The sequence below is a fragment of the Serratia sp. PL7 genome (genome assembly GCF_945957435.1).
This window is the reverse complement of record NZ_CAMFLB010000006.1, coordinates 46,530-67,389: the sequence shown is the minus strand read 5'-3', so window position 1 is coordinate 67,389 and position 20,860 is coordinate 46,530. Positions and strand designations below refer to the sequence as shown.

Below are 20,860 nucleotides of genomic sequence, written 5' to 3'. Positions count from 1 at the left end.
TTATTCTTTAACGCGGGTCTGAGAAGCAGAGTAGGGAGTACGTGAGGGGTTATCTTTGTCCGTCGCACCGATTCGTGATCGCATTCATGGTTTTTGTTTGCACCAAGTTGTCTACTTTTCGTCATAAAACTGTACACGACGATTTCACTTGAAATTTTCACCTGATGAGGTTGTTTGCAACTTCAATAAAAACAGCCTATTAATTTATAGGAAGTGGATTATTTAAGCGCAGTGCGAAGCTTCAGAGAGGTCTATCAGTGATCTACAAATCTATAGCCGACAGGCTACGCATTCGGCTCAATTCTGCCGATTACCATATTGGCAGCCCATTGCCTGCGGAGGTTCGCCTGGCGGAAGAGTTTGGCGTCTCCCGCATGACCATTCGCAAGGCGATAGATCTGCTGGTGGGGTGGGGATTGGTGGAGCGCCGCCACGGTAGCGGCACTTATGTCGCGAAGAAAGATGTGCATCATGAAACCACCAACCTGACCGGATTTATCGAGGTGATGCGCAATCAGGGTAAGGAAGTGGTAAGCGACGTGCTGGAGTTTACTATTATGCCCGCGCCACCCGCTATCGCTAGCCAGCTGCGCATCAAGATTGATGAACGGATCTACTACTCGCGACGGGTTCGTTCGGTGGATGGCAAGCCTCTGATGGTCGAAGACAGTTATATGCCCGCGAAGCTCTATCGCAATTTGTCCGTTGCCCACCTGGAGGGGTCAAAATTCAGCTATATCGAAGATGAATGCCACATCATCGTGCGCGGCAATTATGAGAGCCTCACGCCTGTACTGGCCGATAAAAAGATGGCGAAGCTGCTGAATGTCGATGAGCTGACACCTATTTTGCGCATCACCTCGCTGTCATACAGCGACAGCGGCGATTTCGTGAATTATTCGGTGATGTTCAGAAATGCCAGCGAGTACCAGGTGGATTACCATTTACGGCGGGAGCATGTGAAAGTATAGGAAATAGGGTGGCTGCTGAGACGCCGTTGAAAAGCAAAAAGCCCGCTTAGTTGCCTAAGCGGGCTTCTCTAAATATGGCTCCTCTGACTGGACTCGAACCAGTGACATACGGATTAACAGTCCGCCGTTCTACCGACTGAACTACAGAGGAATCGTGTGAACGAGGCGAATAATAGCGAGGCGTATTGGGTTTGTCAAAGCACTAAAGTGAGGGAAAAGTGCGTTTGCTGTCAGATTGAGCATATTGGCTCGTTTTTCGGCACTTTGCTTTGGTTAACAACGCGTAAAATGCGGAACCATGAGGAAAAGATTAGCGCGTTCAACATGCAGCTTAGCGAGCATGACAGAATGCTAAGTAGCACCGTCATAAAGCGATCCCACAAAAATACTACTCATCGAATATAAATTAATCAGAAGGGAACTCAACGCCATCAGGATGATGACCACCAGTGAAACCCAGGAATATCTGCTTATTTTTTACCAAACTGTGATCGAGATTGTTTTTTTAGTTTTCAGCTTCCGGGGGCTTGGTTTTTTTAATAAAGTTGATGTAAATCAAAATAATAGGTTGGAGCGTCTGACGATAAGTGATTTTTTTTAAGATTCTTCTATGTTACTCTGGCGGGCATTCTATGCTGATGCCAGTAATGAAGCTCTCGCAGATCTTGTCAATGCTTGCTTTATTACTCTATGCTACGCCAAGCCATTTTTATAGCGGTAAACCACGCCGTTCCTTTGTTTCCCGGAGTTTTTTAGTAATGAAAAAAACAATCGCCATAGCCGCATTGTGTGTGTTGCTGGCAGGGTGCCAGACTGCGAAAACCAAACCTGCCACCGCCGCCGGTGTCCCTGCGCCAACCCCAGTTACACCTAGCGCCACCGTTACGCAGCCAGCTCAACCGATGGCTTCTGTCGGTACCGATGACATCATGTATCCCTGCATGAAAGAGCTGAATGCTCTGCAACAGGTTAGCCCGCGGTTGTATCAAACCCGCAGCGTAGAATTGAACGATATTGTGGCGCAGGCCAAGCTTTACATGCGCATTCGTGACAATGTCAGCACCGACATCCATCAAATCATGGATGCCGCCTATCAGTTCCGCATTGCCAAAACCTGTAACCGTATCAGCACCGATCTGACCAATGCCTTGATCGAGCGTGTGACTGGCGCCTAACGCGCATACCCCGTATTCAGATATTCCGGGAATACATGGTGTTGTACCAAAAACGCTCTCTTAGGGAGCGTTTTTGTTTTCTGCTCATCCAAAATGCCCTCCAGTTGCACCAGCAAGGTGCGCCAGCAAATTCTTCTTGTTCTTTTCTAACGCTCGTTGCCCGTTAAAACCAGTGAGCCTCCTCATTTTTACGGCTGAGAGCGCCAGCAAATCGGCTCTATTTTTGTATGCGCCGTCACAATGGCTAGATTTTTGCTTGGATAAACGCGGGTAAATCGGTTGCGCTCTCGCGCAAATTATTTTCCCCGACTACACATAAAGTGACTGCTCCACGTCATTTACCCGTCGTCCTGCAATTGCCGCCGTTATTGGCCGCAATTTGCACCTGGCCGGGTCTACGGTCTTTCGCTAAAACAGTGCTGAGGAATGCAAAATGTCATTGAGATTGCTAAAAACCCCGCTTGCTGCTCTGCTTATTGGTTGTTTTAGTACGGCTTTTTCTGCACATGCCGATATCGTGATTGGCGTCGCCGGGCCATTCTCCGGCCCAAATGCTACCTATGGGGATCAATACTGGCGTGGGGCCTCGCAGGCTGCCGCAGACATCAATGCGGCCGGGGGGATTAAAGGGGAAAAAATCAAGCTGGTGCAAGGCGATGATGCTTGTGAACCTAAGCAGGCAGTCTCGGTAGCTAACCGGTTGGTCGATCAGGATCACGTCGCTGCGGTGGTGGGGCACTTCTGCTCGTCTTCTACCATGCCCGCTTCAGAGGTGTATGACGAAGCCGGGATCATTGCCATCACACCCGGTTCCACCAACCCGCAAATCACCGAACGTGGCATGAATAACATGTTCCGCATGTGCGGACGCGACGATCAGCAAGGGGTTATCGCCACCAATTACATGTTGGATACCCTGAAGGCGAAAAAGATTGCCGTCATCCATGACAAGGACACCTATGGCCAGGGCTTGGCAGATGCCGCCAAGGCAGAAATGAACAAACGTGGCGTGAAGGAAGTGATGTATGAAGGGCTGTCGCGCGGTGAGAAAGACTTTAACGCCCTGGTGACCAAAATCGCCTCGGTGGATCCAGACGTGGTGTATTTCGGCGGCTGCCATCCAGAGGCAGGTCCGCTGGTGCGCCAGATGCGTGAGCAAGGTGTTAAAGCAAAATTCTTCTCCGGCGACTGTATTGTTACCGAGGAGCTGGTAACGGCGGCCGGAGGACCACAGTACACCACTGGCGTGCTGATGACCTTCGGTAACGATCCGCGTCAGATCCCAGAAGGGAAGGCGGTGATTGCCAAGTTCCGCGAGAGTGGATTTGAACCAGAAGGGTACACGCTGTACTCCTACGCATCGATCCAGGCCATCGCCGCTGCGTTCAATGCCACCGGCGGTAAAGACAGCGCCAAGGCCAGCGAGTGGTTGAAATCTCACGATGTGGATACCGTGATGGGGAAAAAAGCCTGGGATAAAAAAGGTGACCTGAAGGTATCAGACTACGTGGTCTACCAATGGGATGACAAAGGCAAATATCACCAGCTCTGATGTAAAGATCAACGGATCCGAGCGTATGGCGGATCCGTTCCTTAACCCCCTTTGGGCCGCGTGGTGCTGAACTTGCGGCTCGCCCATCAGGTGAGATTGCTTATTATGGATGTATTCTTCCTGCAACAGCTGATTAACGGCCTGACCCTTGGCGCGGTGTATGGCCTGATCGCCATCGGCTACACCATGGTGTACGGCATTATTGGCATGATCAACTTCGCCCACGGCGAGGTGTATATGATTTCTGCCTATCTGTGTGCAATTGGCCTGGCGCTGCTCTCTTTCTTTGGTCTCCACTCTTTCCCGCTGTTGATCCTGGGCACCCTGGTATTCACCATCGTGGTCACCGGTGTTTATGGCTGGGTGATTGAACGTATCGCTTATAAACCGCTGCGAAACTCCACGCGTCTGGCTCCGCTGATTTCTGCCATCGGTATGTCGCTGATCCTGCAAAACTATGCGCAGATCAGCCAAGGGCCGCGCCAGCAGGGGATCCCCACGCTGCTGGACGGCGTTTTTCGGCTCAATTTTGATGGTGGTGTGATCCAGATTACCTACACCAAGGTATTTATTCTGGTCGCTGCACTATTGGGTATGGCGGTGCTTACCTACGTGATCCAACGCACGCGCCTGGGGCGTATCTGCCGGGCTACCCAACAGGATCGCAAGATGGCATCGATACTCGGCATCAATACCGACCGGGTGATCTCGCTGGTGTTTGTGATCGGCGCGGCGATGGCCGGGCTGGCAGGGGTGCTGGTCACCATGAACTACGGCACCTTCGATTTTTATGTGGGCTTTATTATCGGCGTCAAAGCCTTCACCGCAGCGGTGCTGGGGGGCATTGGCTCATTACCCGGCGCGATGCTCGGAGGCTTGCTGCTTGGGGTGGCAGAGGCACAGTTCGCCGGCATGGTGAACTCGGATTACAAGGATGTGTTTTCATTCGGTCTGCTGGTGGTGATCCTGATTTTCCGCCCTCAGGGCCTGCTGGGGCGACCAATGGTCGCTAAGGTGTGAGGGAAAACTATGTCTCAATCCACAGTTCATCAAGGGCTGAGTGTTAAACGCAGCCTGCTGGATGCGGTTCTCGCGGGCCTGATCGCGCTGATTGTGTTTGGCCCGATCGTCGGCATCGTGCTGGACGGCTACAGTTTCAACTTTGAGCCACGCCGCCTGGTGGTGATTATTGCGGTAGTGATGGCGGGGCGGCTGTTACTCAGCCTGTTTTTGCAAACGCCGCTGGGGCGCAAGGTGTCGGCGCGTTTTGAGGGGGGCAATGACGGTGTTTATGTTCGGCCAGTCGGCGCCAGAACGAGCCTGCGTTGGATCCTGCCACTACTGGCGGTGTTGGCATTGCTGTTCCCGTTTATGGCGACCAAATACCTGCTGACCGTGGCGATCCTCGGCCTGATTTATGTGTTGTTAGGGCTAGGATTGAACATTGTGGTGGGGCTGGCCGGGCTGCTCGATCTGGGTTACGTGGCGTTTTATGCCATTGGTGCCTACGGTCTGGCGCTGGGCTATCAGTATTTGGGCCTGGGTTTTTGGGCGATGTTGCCGTTGGGGGCGCTGATGGCGGCGCTGGCCGGGGCATTGCTGGGGTTCCCGGTGCTGCGTATGCACGGTGACTATCTGGCGATAGTGACGCTGGGCTTTGGTGAGATCATCCGCCTGGTGCTGAATAACTGGGTATCGTTAACCGGCGGGCCAAACGGCGTTTCGGTTCCTGCACCGACCCTGTTCGGCCTGGAGTTTGGCCGCCGAGCCAAGGAAGGGGGAGTACCGATCCATGAGTTCCTCGGTATTACCTATAATCCCAACCTGAAGTTTATCTTCATCTACGCGGTGTTGTGTCTGGTAGTGTTGCTGGTGCTGTTCGTCAAACATCGGTTGACGCGGATGCCGATAGGGCGGGCGTGGGAAGCGTTACGGGAGGATGAAATCGCTTGCCGTTCGCTCGGGCTTAATCATGTGCTGGTCAAACTCTCGGCGTTTATGATGGGGGCTTCCACCGCGGGTATCGCCGGGGTGTTCTTTGCCACCTATCAAGGGTTCGTCAATCCAACGTCGTTTACCTTCTTTGAATCGGCGCTGATCCTGGCGATCGTGGTATTGGGTGGAATGGGATCGACTATCGGTGTCGTGCTGGCGGCCTTTGTCCTGACGGTGGCCCCGGAACTGCTGCGCAGCTTTGCCGAATATCGAGTGTTGCTGTTTGGCGTACTGATGGTGTTGATGATGATCTGGCGGCCACGCGGCCTGGTGCGTATCAGCCGTAGCAGCTTTACGCCACGCAAGGGGGTAGCACCATGAGCGATGCCATTTTGCGCGTTGAACATTTGATGATGCACTTCGGCGGCATCAAAGCGCTGAACGATGTGAATCTCGAAGTGGAGCGTGGGTCGATCACCGCGTTGATCGGCCCGAACGGTGCGGGGAAAACCACGGTATTCAACTGCCTGACGGGTTTTTACCGTGCCAGCGGCGGGGCGATCCTGCTCAATACCCACAAACGGACGATTGATGTGATCCGTATCCTCGGCCAGAAATTCCGTGCCGGGGACTGGATTAACCCCGCGCAACTGGGGTCGCGTCTGTACTACAAAATGTTTGGTGGCACACATCTGGTGAACCGTGCCGGATTGGCCCGCACCTTCCAGAATATCCGCCTGTTCCGTGAGATGTCGGTGGTGGAGAACCTGCTGGTGGCACAACACCGTTTGAGTAACCGCAACCTGATTGCTGGCGTGCTCAATACGCCTGCCTATCGCCGGGCAGAAAATGAAGCACTGGACCGCGCATTTTACTGGCTGGAGGTGGTCGAGTTGGTGGACTGTGCCAACCGGCTGGCGGGGGAGATGTCCTACGGCCAGCAGCGGCGGCTGGAGATTGCCCGCGCGATGTGCACCACCCCGGAAATGATCTGCCTGGATGAACCTGCCGCCGGGTTGAACCCGGTGGAAACCGCGACCCTGAGCCGGATCATCCGCTTTCTGCGCCAGCATCATGAAATTACCGTGCTACTGATCGAACATGATATGGGAATGGTGATGGAGATTTCCGACCGGGTGATCGTACTGGACCACGGCAATGTAATTGCCGAGGGAACGCCGCAGGAGATCCAACACAATGACAGCGTGATCGCCGCCTATCTGGGCGCAGACGAAGAGGAGCTGGCGGGATGAGCGAGGTGATGCTGGAATTTCGCGAGGTGGATGTCCATTACGGCCCGATCCAGGCGCTGCAACAGGTGTCATTGCAGGTCAGGCAAGGGGAAACCGTAGCGTTGATCGGGGCCAACGGGGCGGGGAAATCCACCTTGCTGATGTCAATCTTTGGCCAACCCCGCATCAGCGGTGGGCAGATCCTGTTTCAGGGGACGGATATCAGCCAGCGGTCGACGCATTTTGTGGCCAGTAGCGGTATTGCCCAGGCCCCGGAAGGGCGGCGGATTTTCCCTGACATGAGCGTGGAAGAAAACCTGCTGATGGGCACTATTACCCTCGGCAGCCATCATGCTGTTGAAGATATGCAACGGATGTATGAGCTGTTTCCCCGCCTGAAAGAGCGGCGTAACCAGCGGGCGATGACCATGTCCGGCGGTGAGCAGCAAATGCTGGCGATAGCCCGTGCGCTGATGAGTCGGCCAAAGCTGCTGTTGCTGGATGAGCCGAGTCTGGGGCTGGCACCGATCATCGTCAAACAGATCTTCAGCATTCTGCGTGAACTGGCCAATGGTGGCATGACAATTTTCCTGGTGGAGCAGAATGCCAATCATGCCTTGAAACTGTCCGATCGGGGTTATGTGATGGTCAATGGGCAAATCCGCCTGAGCGGCAGCGGCGCGGAACTGCTGAGCAATCAGGAGGTGAGAAAGGCTTATCTGGGGGGCGCATAAAGGCAATCGCCCCGATGAGGGGCGCATTGACATCCTTGATCGAAGGGGCGCCGCATGTGTGTCCCTGCTGTTGAAAAAAACAGCGTCACAAAAACGTGATCTAGGTCGCATTCTGGTTACAGGTTAGTTAAAATGGCACGACTGCCAGCCCCTGTTCCGGAACACCTTACGATGGATGAAATCAGCACTTCCCGCTCGACCGCCTGGATGCGCGTGGTCGTCTTGGCCATTTCGGCATTTATCTTTAATACCACCGAATTTATCCCCGTCGGATTATTGAGTGATATTGCCCAAAGCTTTGGGATGCAAACCGAGCAGGTGGGGCTAATCATCACCATTTATGCCTGGATCGTTGCCACGATGTCGCTGGTTTGTATGTTGCTGACCAGCAAGATTGAGCGGCGTAAGCTGCTGATCGGGGTATTTATCCTGTTTATTGCCAGCCATGTGCTCACCGCGGTGGCCTGGAACTTTACCACCTTGGTGATCTCGCGTGCCGGTGTGGCGCTGGCGCACTCGGTGTTCTGGTCAATCACCGCGTCATTGGCCATTCGTGTCGCACCCGCAGGCAAGAAGGCACAGGCATTGAGCATGCTGGCAGGGGGAACCGCGTTGGCGATGGTGTTGGGCTTACCGTTAGGGCGAGTGGTGGGGCAGCTACTCGGTTGGCGTATGACGTTTATTGGCATTGCCGTGTGCGCCACCCTGGCGTTGGTGATGCTGTGGCGCTTGCTGCCGGTGCTGAAAAGCGAGCATTCCGGTTCACTGGCCAGCGTTCCCCTGCTGTTCAAACGCCCGGAGCTGGTCAGCCTGTATATGTTGACCATCATTGTGGTGACCGCGCACTTTACTGCCTACAGCTACATCGAGCCCTTTATCCAGACCGTGGCCGGGTTATCTGCTAACTTCACCACCTTGATGCTGTTGCTGTTTGGTGCTGCGGGTATTGTCGGCAGCCTGCTGTTCAGCCGCTACAGCGAACGTTTCCCGTCGGGTTTCTTCATGGGGGCAATTGGTATGCTGGCCCTCAGCCTGTTATTGCTGTTGCCCGCCTCCGGTAATGAAACGACTCTGACATTGCTGTGTGTGGTTTGGGGCATGGCCATCATGGCGATTGGTCTTTCAATGCAGGCGAAGGTGCTAAGTCTGGCACCGGATGCGACCGATGTCTCGATGGCGATCTTCTCCGGTTTGTATAACTTTGGGATCGGCGGTGGGGCGTTGCTGGGCAACCAGGTCAGCCTGCATTTGGGAATGCCAAACATTGGCTTCGTCGGCGCGCCGCTGGCCCTGATCGCCCTCGGCTGGTGTGTATTGAGTTTCTATCGCAGCGAACGCTTGCAGCACCATCAGGCCTGATCCACGTTCCCTTGATTGCCGGGCCCGGCAATCAAGGGCTATCTAAGACGTACCCTCTCTTTAGCTCCCATCTTGCCGCCATGTTTTGCTACCAGATACGCAAAATATCAACGCTCATGTTTCACCGTCATCGAAATGCTGGGATCGGCCCCCAGCTTCATCATTGTGGCCGCTGTCTCTCGTACCAAGCTCCGACATAATGCAATTTATAGGTTTACACCTATATAGCTTTTGACCTATATTGCTAAGGAGCACATGTGTGGGAGATTAAAACAACGGATATGTTTGATGAGTGGTTCAGCCGGTTGGAGGACACTGACAGAGCTTCTGTGCTGGCGTCACTCATTGTACTACGTGAAAAAGGTCCTCAGTTGCCCAGACCTTATGCCGACACGGTAAAGGGATCGCGCTACAGCAACATGAAGGAACTACGCGTGCAAAGCCGAGGCATACCGATACGGGCATTCTTTGCCTTTGATCCACGTCGTCGCGGTATTTTGCTTTGTGCTGGTAACAAGGCCGGTAATGAGAAGCGTTTTTATGAGGTGATGATCCCGATTGCCGATCGGGAGTTTACCCAATTTCTGAATACATCAGAGAACAAGGAGTAGGCCATGGGCAGAACACTGGAACAAATCCTGGCGGAAGAAAAAGCTGAAGTAGTGGCCAGCGCTGAGCGCATTGCGGCGGATACGCTGCTCAATATTCACCTGGCCGAACTTCGTGAGCGGGTGCAGAAAACCCAGGTTGAAATGGCGCAGGCGCTTGGCATCAAACAACCCACCGTCGCGGGTATGGAAAAGCCTGGCCGCGATCTGAAGCTCTCCTCGCTCAAGCGCTATATCGAGGCTGCGGGGGGCAAGCTGCGTCTGGATATCGAGCTGCCGGATGGTTCGCACTACGGGTTTGTTATTTAATCAACGGGTTCGATGATTCAACCCTAAATCTGTCGCGGATGGGTTTGAACGCTGTAGCTTGCCAGGCGACGGGTATATATTGTTTGCCTATCGTCGGCAACGGCAGCGTTTGAACTTTGCGCCATCTTATTAGGAGTTTGATTATGTCCAGCACCCATCTGTCAGGTACTTTTACGCTCGGCACGCATACCGTCAAGCGGCTCGGCTATGGCGCCATGCAGCTCGCCGGACCGGGAGTTTTCGGTCCGCCGAAGGATCCTGAAACGGCCATCGCGGTTCTGCGTGAAGTGATTGCCAACGGGGTCAACCATATCGATACCAGCGATTTTTATGGCCCGCACTATACCAATCAAATCATTCGCCAGGCACTGCATCCTTATGCCGACGATCTGGTCATTGTCACCAAGATCGGTGCTCGCCGCGATGAGCAAGGTGCATGGTTGCCTGCGTTTTCTCCGGCGGAGCTGACCCAGGCCGTGCATGACAACCTACGTAATCTGGGGTTGGATGTGCTTGATGTGGTCAATCTGCGCTGCATGTTTGATGCACACGGCCCGGCAGAAGGGTCGCTTGAAGAGCCACTCTCCGTGCTAGCCGAGCTACAACAGCAGGGGCTGGTTCGCCATATCGGGCTGAGCAATGTCACCTCGGCTCAGGTTGCGCAAGGGCAGAAGATTTGTGAGATTGTCTGCGTACAGAATAATTACAACCTGGTACATCGGGATGACGATGCACTGATCGACGAACTGGCTGGCAAGGGCATTGCCTACGTGCCGTTCTTCCCGCTGGGTGGATTCACGCCATTGCAGTCTACGACGTTGTCGGACGTTGCGCAGCAGGTAGGAGCCTCGCCTATGCAAGTGGCACTTGCCTGGTTGCTGCAGCGTTCACCAAACATTCTGCTGATCCCAGGGACATCTTCCCTGGCACATCTGAAAGAAAATCTTGCCGCAGCCCAACTCAAACTGCCGGGCGAGGCTATTGCGAAGTTGAATGCGATCTAAGGCAACCCGACAACAGTAACCTCTGCGGGAGCCCTGGGTTCCCGCTAAAAATTCATCCTCCCAGCATTCCCATCCCTCTGCGGATCAACGCCAGTCCTGTTTTCTTTAATGTATTAATAAAATCCATTCTTATCAGTAAAGAGACAAATGTTGTCTTAAATGTGTCCATTTTATAAGATGATTGTTAATATGTTAACGAATGATCACCAAGACTCACGCCCACAACCGCTGAGGCGTTATTGATGATAAAGGAGCCGCTATGCCACCTGCCTTTACTAACCGGCCGCCACGTTGGTTGATCCCGCTACTGGGATCGCTGGTGGCTTTTGGCCCGCTGTCGATTGATATGTATCTGCCCGCGTTACCCGCGATGGGGCAACAACTGCATGCCACACAGGGGCAGATGCAGCATTCATTGGGGGCATTCTTTGCCGGTTTTTGCATCGGTATGTTGCTGTACGGGCCGCTTAGCGATCGGCTAGGCAGGCGAAAGCTGTTGCTGAGCGGCATGCTGCTGTTTGTGATTGCCAGCGTGCTATGTACGCAGGTCACGCAGGTTGAGCAACTGGTGGTATTGCGGGCGTTACAGGCATTTGGTAGCGGGGCCGCGGTGGTGATGGCGCGCGCCATCGCCAGGGATGTTTATGCCTCGGAAGAGCTTCCCCGAGTGTTATCGCTAATGACGCTGGTTACCATGATTGCACCGCTGCTGGCCCCGTTGTTGGGCGGTGCTTTGCTGATGGTCTTCGACTGGCAAGCCATCTTCATGTTGTTGGCGGTGGTGGGCTGTATCAGCGGATTATTGGTGTTCTGGGTACTGCCGGAGACGTTAAAAACCCCTCCAGGGCAGTCAGGCAGCATCCTGAAGGCGTTTCATAACTATTGCCTGTTGGTCCGTGACAGAGAAGCGATGGGCATTATTGCTACTCTGGCGTTTTCCTTCGCGGGGATGTTTGCCTTTATCAGCGGTTCTCCCTTTGTCTACATCAGCTACTTCCAGGTGCCCGCTCAGTATTACGGGCTGCTGTTTGGCTGCAACGTCATTGGCATGATCGCCGTGCTGCTGCTGAACGTGCGGATGCTGAAGGTCTACAGCCTGCCGCGCTTATTGATGATACAAAGCAGCGCCCAGGTATTGTTTGGGCTGTTGCTACTGGTGTTCCATCAGCAGAGCCTCTCCATCCTGGTGATTCTGGTGGTGTTGTTTATGTCGCTGGTGAATGCTATTGGCACCAACAGCCTGTCGCTACTGTTGCAACAACGTGGCCAACAGGCTGGGAGTGCCAGTGCCCTGGCGATCTCGTTGCAGTTTGGTATGGGGGCGTTGGCAAGCCTGGCCGTTTCCTGGTTGCAGGATGACACGCCGTTTGCCATGACGTTGGTGATGGCCGTCTGCGCGGCGCTAGGTTGGGTAGGGCAGAGGATATCTGTAGCGCGAATAGGTTCACGGCTGCATGAATAGGTAGGATGTGGTGGTGAGGTTTTCATGCGCATTGCCGTTGCCGACAATGCGCATGAGGTTTACCGAGTAAACTCACTGGCTATTGGCAATAATACCGCGCAACAGCTTCTTCAAAATGCCCACTTCGTCTGCCGTGAAGGCGGACAGGACCTGCTCTTGCTGTTTGGCAGCAATATCTCTCAGCACGCTGGCCTGGCGTTCTCCTGCCTCGGTCAAGTGATGGCCATTCTCGGTGCTGGACACCAAACCTTTACGGTACAACGCTTCCTGCGCCTCTTCGATTTCTCTGGTTGGCATCGCCATTTCTGCCAGTAGGCAGGCCTTATCAAGGCAGGCGTCGCTGTCCAACACCAGCAGCATTCTGGCCTCGCTGGCCCGCAACCCGGTGGAGAGCTGCTTGGGCTGGTAGCTGCTTTGATAGCTGCGCAGCGCCTGGGTGAGCAAGTAGAAGACGTTGTTATTCAGGCGCTCCTGCCTGGCGCTACCTACTGCGTTCTGTGCAACGCGCTCCGCCACCTGCGGGTAAGGCAGCACCATGGAATAGGATCCCTGGTGATACACCAGCGGTGCGCGGCCCAGGTCGTCAAACGCGACCACTTTACCAATCAGGATCCAGTGGTCACCGCCGTCAACCTGCTGATATTTCTCACACTGAAAGCGTGCGGCACAGTCGGTCAGCAAAGGCACGTCACCTGCGCCGACCTCCACCTCAATCCCGGCAAATTTATCCTCGCTGGGGCGGGCGAAACGATTGGAGATATCCATCTGATCGGCGGCCAGCACGTTAATGGCGAAGTGGCTGGCTTGTTCAAAGATCGCGTAGCTGCCGGAGCGTTTATCAATGCTCCACAATACCAACGGCGGATCCAGTGATACCGAGTTAAAGCTATTGGCCGTGACTCCCACGCGGGTGCCATCTGCGGTTGCTGCTGTCACTACCGTCACGCCGGTGGCGAAATTACCCAGCGCACGGCGAAATGCGCGGGGATCCAGAGCAGGTTCTGTGTGATGTGTCATTAAATAGGTTCTCCTGCTCGTTACACCATCGTCGGATCGGGTTCTAACCCCATCAACTCGCGGCCTAATATCTGTGCACAGACATCGTAATCGGTATAGGCATGTGCCCCGGTCATGTGTGAGTCGCGGAACAATCGCTGGATCTCATTGCTTTCCATCCAACTGGTTGCCCCTGCGGCGCTGAACAAGCGATCAACCGATTCGATGCACATTTTGACCGCGTAGGCCTGGTTGGTACGCCAGAACGTCAATGTCTGGTGAGAAGGATATTGGTGCTTGCGGCCGTGTTCGGCATGTTCTTGCCAGGTTTTTTCCAAAAAGGCACGGGCGGCAGCAACCTGATGGGTGGACTCTGCCAGACGCATCAGCGCCGGGGTGGCCGTCCCCACGCTGGCTCCGGTATAGGCTCGCACGCGGTTTTGGGTTTTTTCTTTAAAGGCGACCAGCATACGCTCCGCAACGCCAAGGCTGATGGCGGCAAAACCGCAGGCGAAATAGGGACGATAGGGTGAGTAGAAAATATTACTGTCTGGGTAGAGGCCGAAACCCGCAGAGCGCCCATGCATCATATCCTGAGCGGCTTCAATGCGGTGGTTCGGCACGAAGGCGTTTTTTATGACCAACGTTTTGGAACCGCTGCCGCGCATGCCAACCGCAAACCAGTCATCACGAATTTCGTAATCGCTACGTGGGATCACGCCAAAGCTGTAGAGCAACTCACCGTCGGCGTTTTTGCGGCGAAAGCCGACAATCGCCCATTCGGCGTGGTCACAACCGCTGCTCCAGCCCATTTCACCGCTCAGATAGACACCGCCTTCGGCTTCCTCAATACGGCCAAACGGGGCAATACTGCTGCTGGCGGTGGCATCTGGATTATCGCCCCAGATCTCTTGTTGCAGTTTGGGGGAAAACATCGCTATCTGATGGCTGTGGGTGCATAGCAAACTGAAAGCCCAGGCGGTTCCGCCACAGGCGCCGGCCAGCGCGGCGACACAATCGGTGAATTCTGGCAGGGAGATTTCCAGGCCACCGAATTTTTTCGGTTGGAACACCCGGTGCATACCTATGCTTTTTAACAAACGGATATTCTCATCCGGTACTTTTCGTTCGCTTTCCGCCTGTGCGGCGTTGGCAGCGATAAGTGGCAGAATGGGCAGTAATTTTTCCAGCATCGGGTTGCTAGTATTCATCAGTTGGTTCCCTCGGTAGGGGTGGGCGTGGGATGAGTATGGGGGAAGGATATTTTAATGGAATGTAACATTCAGGTAAAAAATTGTACTTTTCATGTTAAATGTCGAGGGTGTGATCTGGCGGCGGGTTCTGAGGGGCTGGGTGTGAGGCTCTTGGTTATCGTAACGTGAAGCCAGAGGCTCTCCAGGGCGCGAGTCACAAGTTTGACTGCCGTTCTGATAGCAAAAATGGATTATATGGAGTATCTTTATTTTAGATAATCTTGATAATCTATATGAGGTGGAAAATGACTACCCTCCATGATGTACCCTCGCTTCCTACTTTGGTCGGGACACCGCAGGAAGTCCGTATTCGGCTTGATAGCTCTAAGGCAGAGCAAGTTATCGTGGTACCCCTCGAGCGTTCGAATGCCCGGCATGCAGACCTGATGGCTCATACGTTGGCGAATATCGTTTCCTTCATCGATTTGACCTTACGTGGGCAAAGTGAGCAGATGATTAAAGCTCTGGTCGATGCTTTGGTGCCAAAGGTACCACCCACGCCTAGCTTGCTCAAAGAAGCGGCCATGGTGGCGCGTTCGCGCAATGCCGTACTGGAAAGTGCAGACTGGCTCACCGCAGCCCAGATTGCCGAATTGGCAGGGCTGAGCGCCAGTAATCCAAGTACTCAGCCGAACAAGTGGAAACGCCAGAAGCAGATATTTGCCATCACACATAACGGTGTTGACTACTTCCCTGGCTACGGGCTCGACCCGGATACCGGATACCGGCCACGCAAAGCATTGAAACCTGTTCTGGACGTCTTCGGTGAACATAAAGATGGCTGGGGCCTTGCATACTGGTTCCTCTCGGCCAACAGTTTCTTGGGCGGAAAGCGCCCACAGGACGTGCTGGCTAGCGAACCGGAACGCGTCATTGCGGCTGCTGAGGATGAGATAAAGGAGATCAACCATGGTTAAACGCAGGGAAGCGATACCAGAGGAGAGTGCCCACTCACAGGAAGCCAATACCGTAATACCACCGCCGACGAAGCTACATGTTACAGCTTGGACGTTGCCCACTAGCAAGGCGATGCATCGGATCCACCAGGATATATACCAAGGCGATCAGTTCAATCCTGGAGTTAAAGGTAACGCGCGTTTCAGCCCAATAACTGATGCCAAGGGGGCTGCTATTCCGACCCTTTACGCGGCGTACACGTTTGACGCTGCACTGATGGAATCGGTGTTCCACGACGTATCTCATGCGCCTGGATACAAGCACTACGACAAGAACAAGCTCAATCAGCAGGTACACTCAACAGTCAAGGTTAGCCAGAATCTGGTCCTGGCTGACTTAAGCAGCGTGGCGTTACGTAAGTTAGGCGTGCAGCGCAAGCAATTGATCGATACCGAAAAGGATCAGTACCCAAATACGCGTGAGTGGGCGCAGGCTATTCATAGACAACATCCAGACATACAGGGGTTATCTTGGGTTTCAAGGCAAGACGATTCGGCCAGAGCCGTGATGCTGTTTGGGGATCGAATTCCAGCAGGCACTCTGCAACAGATTGGCGCCTCGAGAAACCTTCTGCAGGATGAGAAGGCCTATGCTGAGCTGTTGGATTTAGCCGAGCGTATTGGTGCCGATGTCGTACCGGGGAAATGATCCAAGCGTAGCCAGTTTTTAGGCCTAAAGAGGAAGCTGCCTTAAGATTTTGTATCGTTCGAAAAGCAAAAAGCCCGCCTAAGTTTCCTTAAGCAGGCTTCTCTAAATATGGCTCCTCTGACTGGACTCGAACCAGTGACATACGGATTAACAGTCCGCCGTTCTACCGACTGAACTACAGAGGAATCGTGTGAACGGGCGGAATGATAACGGGGTGCCGGGGGGAAGTCAAAGGGGATTACGCATTCTGCGTTTGTTTGCTTACAGAATGCGCAACCCGTTGAGCTTTTGGCAGATTTATCCCATGGCTGCTCGTTTCAAGCTCAACCGATAACGATAACGTCCAGCAGTCAGCAGGAAGTCCTCGTTCACGCTTGGGCTCCAGGAATCATCACCGCCCACGCCCATATGCTGGGCATCCAGATGTAACCAGGTGCCGGGCTCTTCCTGCAGCAAATGCACATGGCTGCAATTCATCAACTGCTGTAGTCCGTAACGGCTGAGCGAGAAGTGGAAGTGCCCCTCGGCTTGCAGGTTGCCATAGTGCAACCGTTGCGTGTCGCAACGCAGGCCGTTTTCCCCTGGGAAAATATAGGGTGTATGCAACTGCTCCAGCGGTCTGGTCCACAGTCCATGTTGGGCAGCAAGCTTGCGGTCCGGGTAGTTCTCGTGCGGCCCCAGGCCCAACCATTGTACCTGTGGATGCACCTCGGCCAGTTGGCAACTGAGGCCGATACGGGCGGGAGGGGGCAGGGCGTCGGCCACCGTGGCATCCACCTCAACCTGCACGCTGCCGTGGCAATCGAACAGCCACTGTTTGCGGCTGTGTAGCAGCACCTGCTGGTTAAAGCTGAACGTATGTTCAGTCACCACTCGTACGCCGTCACTCAACGCATCGGCATAAATCTGTGTGCACTGCTCCTCCAGTTGATACATCCCCGCCAGCTTCCAGCGCTCGATCCAGGCGTTAGGGTCGATACGATCCACTTCGCTGATGCCGATATCGTTATCCAGCGGTGCGCGGATGAAGCTATCGCGTAGCGGCGTCAGTAGTGTGGCCTTTTCATCTTGCCACCACTGGCTCAGGCAGCCGGAAGCCCGTTCGAACTGCCAGCGTTGGTTGCCGTGGATAATGTCAATCTGCTGCTCGTTCTGCGTTAACTGCGGGGCAAAGCCGCCGCTGGTTGGTGGCGCCAGATGCAACGTGCGTGGCAAACGCCATTGATCCCAGGCGCAACGATGATGTTCTTCTGACCAGTCTGTGGCATGAGGCTGTACCACCTCCACGTTCAGCCACAGCTCGCCTGGGCGGTGGATCATCGGCAACTTATCCAGCAGGGTGACCGTGGTGCTGCCCTGTGGCGGCAGGTTGAGCAGCAGGCTACCGCTGGCTCGTTCTACGCCGTCCAACTCCAGACGCCAGTTAAGCTGTTCATTGTCGGTTGCCCGGAACAGGTATTCGCTGGTGATGGTGAGTGCCAGTTGCTGGGCATCAAACTGGAACTGGAAAAACTGCTGTGCGCGTTGCGCTTCGAACAGTGCTGGGTGGGGGCTGCGATCGGGGAAGACCAATCCGTTGAGGCAGAACTGACGATCGTTGGGGGTATCGCCAAAGTCGCCTCCGTAGGCCCAATAAGCTTGGCCGCTGTCATCTGTGCGGGTTAAGGCCTGATCGACCCAGTCCCAGACAAAGCCGCCTTGCAGGCGCGGATGCTTGCGAAAAGCCTGCCAGTAGCGATCGAAGCCGCCAAAACTGTTGCCCATAGCATGCGCATATTCACACAGGATTAACGGGCGGTGTTCATCGGGCATACCGATCCACTTTTTGATCGACCATTTGGGCACCGCCGGGAAAGGCTGATCCTGATCGACGCGGGCATACATCGGGCACACAATATCCGTGGCCGCGGAATTGGCACCACCCCCCTCATACTGCACTGGACGAGTAGGATCCTGGCTTTTCACCCAGCGGTACAGTGCATCATGATTGCAACCGTGGCCGGACTCGTTACCCAAGGACCAGATGATGATGCAGGCATGGTTGCGATCGCGCTGCACCATGCGCGTAACGCGCTCGCTCATGGCGGGCAGCCAGAGTGGATCGTTCGAAAGCCGGTTCATTGGCTGCATGCCGTGGGTTTCAATATTGGCTTCGTCGACCACATACAAGCCGTAACGATCGCACAGTTTGTACCACAGCGGATGGTTTGGGTAATGGGAACAGCGCACTGCGTTGAAGTTATGCTGCTTCATCAGCAGGATATCCTGGCGCATGGTGGCTTCATCCATCACCTGGCCATGTTCTGGATGGTGCTCGTGGCGGTTGGTGCCCCGGATCAGCAAGGGTTGACCGTTGAGCTTCAGCAACCCATTGCTGATGGCAACCTGGCGAAACCCGACGTCATAGGCTTCCGCCTCTATCAGTTCACCGGTTGGGGAAAGTAACAGGATCACCGCACGATACAGCTCCGGCGTTTCCGCGCTCCATAGTGCGGGTTGTTCCACGGGCAAACGCAGAGTCGTGCGATCGTCATAAGCGCCGCGCTCATCAATAATTTCACTGCCGAACCTCTGCGTCTGCTCGACAATCAGGGTTTCATTGCGCCACAGCTGTACCTGAACTTGATGTTGCTGGGGCTGATTGGTTTGCACCTCCACCACCAATTCCCCACGGCGGAAGCTGTCGCTCAGTGGCGTGGTGATATGGATATCGCTCAGGTGAGCGGCGGGTTTATGCAGCAGGCTGACGTCGCGGAAAATCCCGCTCATCCGCCACATGTCCTGATCTTCCAGATAGCTGCCGTCGCACCAGCGCAGCACCATCACCGCCAGCCGGTTTTCCCCGGGTTGCAGCACAGCACTGAGGTCAAATTCGGCAGGCAGACGGCTGTCTTGCGAATAGCCGACCCAGTGCCCATTGCACCACAGGTAAAACGCCGAGTTAACGCCGTCGAAAATAATGCGGGTTTGACCACTGGCCAGCCACTCGGCATCCACGCTAAAGCTGCGGGAATAGCAGCCGGTCGGATTATCTTCGGGTACCAGCGGCGGATTTACCGGGATTGGATATTTGACGTTGGTGTAAATCGGGGCGTCGTAACCCGCTAGCTGCCAGTTGGCAGGGACAGCTAACCTGTCGGCATCCGGCAGATCCTGTTCCAACCAGCTTTCTGGTACTGCCTGAGGCCGCCCGAAATAGTTGAACTGCCACTCGCCGTTGAGCAGTTGTTGGCTCGGGCTGGCAGCATCTTCCCGGGCCGCAGTGGCATCACGCCAACTGGCAAACGGAGGATGTGCCGGTAGACGTTGGTAATGAGTGCAGGCAGGGTTTTGCCAATCGCGGCGGGCGAGGATTTCCGCCAGGGTAAAACGGGAGTTAGCATGCATGTGGGCATTTCCTGAGCCGGTTCAAGCCAAAAGGTTAAGCGTTTACATGGCTGACAGCATTACCCGACGGCGCGCGTTTGCAAAGCGATAGAAGAGAAGAAGCAGAGCGAGATCACATCAGTGCCGTAAATGCAGTGATATCGAGATGGGAGTAAGGGATGGACATCGAAAAATACCCCGCCCGTAACGACGAGCGGGGGGCAATTCAGCTTACTCGTCGGCGAGGACAAACATGCCGAACGGATGGATTTGCAGGAAATAGCTGTCGCCCGGTTCGGGCTGTAACTGCGTAGCGTTTACCTGCAGCAGCAGCGACTGATCGTGCCAGTTCACCAGCACCTCATACTGAGGCCCCATGTAAGCCACTTTACTGATGGTGCAGCGCTGGCTCGGTTCCCCATGTTGGCTGAGGGTAATCGCTTCCGGGCGCACGCCCACGGTACATTGCTGCAAACCGGGGGCAAACCCTTGCGGGCGCGGCACCGGGTAGCCAAAGATCTCTACGCCGCTGCTGGTTACCTTGGCCGGGAAGATGTTGGCATCGCCCATGAATCCGGCCATAAAGCGCGAGGCCGGGTAACGGTACAGCGTTTGCGGCGCGCCAATCTGCATGATTTCTCCTTTGTTCATCACCAGCACGGTGTCGGAAACCGCAAAGGCTTCGCTTTGATCGTGGGTGACGTAGAGTGAGGTGATGTTGAACTGCTGCTGCAACTCGCGGATCTTCTCACGCATGCTGCGGCGCAGGTTGGCATCCAGGTTACTCAGCGGCTCATCGAACAGCAGCACCTTGGGTTTGAGGATTAGCGCACGTGCCAGAGCGACGCGTTGCTGCTGGCCGCCGGAGATCTGATCGACATAGCGCTCTTCAAACCCCTCCAGATCGACCAGCATCAGGGCTTCACGTACCCGATCGCGGATCTCCGCCTTGGGTCTTCCCAGCATTTTCAGGCCATAGCCGATGTTATCCCCCAGCGACATATGGGGGAACAGCGCGTAGGACTGGAATACCATGCAGATGTCCCGCTGCTGAATGGAGCGATCGGTCACGTCCTCGCCGTCGATAAAGATCTGCCCGCCACTGGGTTTCTCCAGCCCGGCGACCAGACGTAGGACCGTGGTTTTACCGCAGCCGGAAGGGCCAAGCAGCGTCACCATATCCCCACGGGGGATTGCCAGGCTCAGGTTTTCAATCACGGTGTTGTTGCCAAACCGCTTGGCGACGTTTTTCAGTTCAACAAAGTGCTTTTTATCTTGAATGTCAGACATGTTGTTCAT

Annotated in this window: 18 protein-coding genes and 2 tRNA genes; 14 read left to right on the top strand and 6 right to left on the bottom strand. The window is 54.7% G+C overall.

Annotated elements, in window-relative coordinates; genetic code table 11:
- The first annotated feature begins 257 nt into the window (after positions 1-257).
- Entirely contained in the window at positions 258-971 is a 714-nt protein-coding gene (locus N6G83_RS24695; RefSeq protein ID WP_211135596.1) for a GntR family transcriptional regulator, read from the top strand.
- A 75-nt stretch (positions 972-1,046) separates the two neighbouring features.
- On the opposite strand, the gene N6G83_RS24690 is transcribed toward N6G83_RS24695, so the two are convergent.
- Positions 1,047-1,122: transfer RNA gene (locus tag N6G83_RS24690), tRNA-Asn, on the bottom strand.
- A gap of 607 nt (positions 1,123-1,729) precedes the next feature.
- On the opposite strand from N6G83_RS24690, the gene N6G83_RS24685 reads away from it, so the two are divergent.
- The 11 genes from N6G83_RS24685 to N6G83_RS24635 all read left to right on the top strand — a co-directional run bounded on the left by N6G83_RS24685 (position 1,730) and on the right by N6G83_RS24635 (position 12,341).
- Positions 1,730-2,146, top strand: coding sequence for a hypothetical protein (locus tag N6G83_RS24685; RefSeq protein WP_024485160.1), 417 nt, complete (start codon positions 1,730-1,732; stop codon positions 2,144-2,146).
- Between the two features lie 433 nt (positions 2,147-2,579).
- Complete coding sequence (locus tag N6G83_RS24680) at positions 2,580-3,698, top strand: branched-chain amino acid ABC transporter substrate-binding protein (protein WP_021805814.1); 1,119 nt, start codon at positions 2,580-2,582, stop codon at positions 3,696-3,698.
- A 105-nt stretch (positions 3,699-3,803) separates the two neighbouring features.
- The gene (locus N6G83_RS24675) at positions 3,804-4,718 is read left to right on the top strand and encodes an ABC transporter permease subunit (RefSeq protein WP_021180268.1); all 915 of its coding nucleotides are present in this window, start codon (positions 3,804-3,806) and stop codon (positions 4,716-4,718) included.
- A gap of 9 nt (positions 4,719-4,727) precedes the next feature.
- Positions 4,728-6,014 (top strand): high-affinity branched-chain amino acid ABC transporter permease LivM, encoded by a 1,287-nt coding sequence (gene livM / locus N6G83_RS24670; RefSeq protein ID WP_024528100.1) that lies wholly within the window; start codon positions 4,728-4,730, stop codon positions 6,012-6,014.
- The gene (locus N6G83_RS24665) at positions 6,011-6,886 is read left to right on the top strand and encodes an ABC transporter ATP-binding protein (protein WP_211135597.1); all 876 of its coding nucleotides are present in this window, start codon (positions 6,011-6,013) and stop codon (positions 6,884-6,886) included. Before livM ends, N6G83_RS24665 begins: the two co-directional genes overlap by 4 nt.
- Positions 6,883-7,599, top strand: a complete 717-nt coding sequence (locus N6G83_RS24660; RefSeq protein WP_065683272.1) for an ABC transporter ATP-binding protein — start codon at positions 6,883-6,885, stop codon at positions 7,597-7,599. Before N6G83_RS24665 ends, N6G83_RS24660 begins: the two co-directional genes overlap by 4 nt.
- Positions 7,600-7,770: 171 nt before the next feature.
- On the top strand, positions 7,771-8,958 hold the full coding sequence (locus tag N6G83_RS24655; protein WP_211135600.1) for a sugar transporter: 1,188 nt from the start codon (positions 7,771-7,773) through the stop codon (positions 8,956-8,958).
- A 257-nt stretch (positions 8,959-9,215) separates the two neighbouring features.
- Positions 9,216-9,569: a type II toxin-antitoxin system RelE/ParE family toxin gene (locus N6G83_RS24650; protein ID WP_098930548.1), complete on the top strand. Its 354-nt coding sequence runs from the start codon at positions 9,216-9,218 to the stop codon at positions 9,567-9,569.
- 3 nt (positions 9,570-9,572) lie between these two features.
- Positions 9,573-9,875 (top strand): helix-turn-helix domain-containing protein, encoded by a 303-nt coding sequence (locus tag N6G83_RS24645; RefSeq protein WP_211135598.1) that lies wholly within the window; start codon positions 9,573-9,575, stop codon positions 9,873-9,875.
- 143 nt (positions 9,876-10,018) lie between these two features.
- Positions 10,019-10,879, top strand: coding sequence for an aldo/keto reductase family oxidoreductase (locus tag N6G83_RS24640; protein ID WP_024528104.1), 861 nt, complete (start codon positions 10,019-10,021; stop codon positions 10,877-10,879).
- A gap of 259 nt (positions 10,880-11,138) precedes the next feature.
- Positions 11,139-12,341, top strand: coding sequence for a Bcr/CflA family multidrug efflux MFS transporter (locus tag N6G83_RS24635; RefSeq protein ID WP_173409018.1), 1,203 nt, complete (start codon positions 11,139-11,141; stop codon positions 12,339-12,341).
- Positions 12,342-12,413: 72 nt separating this feature from the next.
- On the opposite strand, the gene N6G83_RS24630 is transcribed toward N6G83_RS24635, so the two are convergent.
- Both N6G83_RS24630 and N6G83_RS24625 read right to left on the bottom strand, forming a co-directional pair.
- Positions 12,414-13,358: a p-hydroxyphenylacetate 3-hydroxylase reductase component gene (locus N6G83_RS24630; RefSeq protein ID WP_065683277.1), complete on the bottom strand. Its 945-nt coding sequence runs from the start codon at positions 13,356-13,358 to the stop codon at positions 12,414-12,416.
- Between the two features lie 20 nt (positions 13,359-13,378).
- A complete protein-coding gene (locus N6G83_RS24625) occupies positions 13,379-14,548 on the bottom strand; it encodes a p-hydroxyphenylacetate 3-hydroxylase oxygenase component (RefSeq protein WP_024528107.1) in 1,170 nt (389 codons plus the stop codon).
- 287 nt (positions 14,549-14,835) lie between these two features.
- Here N6G83_RS24625 and N6G83_RS24620 point away from each other — a divergent pair, with 287 nt between their 5' ends.
- Together N6G83_RS24620 and N6G83_RS24615 are read left to right on the top strand one after the other, a co-directional pair.
- Complete coding sequence (locus N6G83_RS24620) at positions 14,836-15,507, top strand: hypothetical protein (RefSeq protein ID WP_211136591.1); 672 nt, start codon at positions 14,836-14,838, stop codon at positions 15,505-15,507.
- Entirely contained in the window at positions 15,500-16,195 is a 696-nt protein-coding gene (locus N6G83_RS24615; RefSeq protein ID WP_211136592.1) for an RES family NAD+ phosphorylase, read from the top strand. The genes N6G83_RS24620 and N6G83_RS24615 overlap by 8 nt, the downstream gene beginning before the upstream one ends.
- Before the next feature lie 109 nt (positions 16,196-16,304).
- Here the strand turns inward: N6G83_RS24615 and N6G83_RS24610 are convergent.
- The 3 genes from N6G83_RS24610 to fbpC form a co-directional block, all read right to left on the bottom strand.
- Positions 16,305-16,380: transfer RNA gene (locus tag N6G83_RS24610), tRNA-Asn, on the bottom strand.
- 112 nt (positions 16,381-16,492) lie between these two features.
- Entirely contained in the window at positions 16,493-19,582 is a 3,090-nt protein-coding gene (locus N6G83_RS24605) for a beta-galactosidase (RefSeq protein ID WP_024528121.1), read from the bottom strand.
- A 210-nt stretch (positions 19,583-19,792) separates the two neighbouring features.
- Positions 19,793-20,851, bottom strand: coding sequence for a ferric ABC transporter ATP-binding protein (gene fbpC, locus N6G83_RS24600; protein WP_037375424.1), 1,059 nt, complete (start codon positions 20,849-20,851; stop codon positions 19,793-19,795).
- Positions 20,852-20,860: the final 9 nt, after the last annotated feature.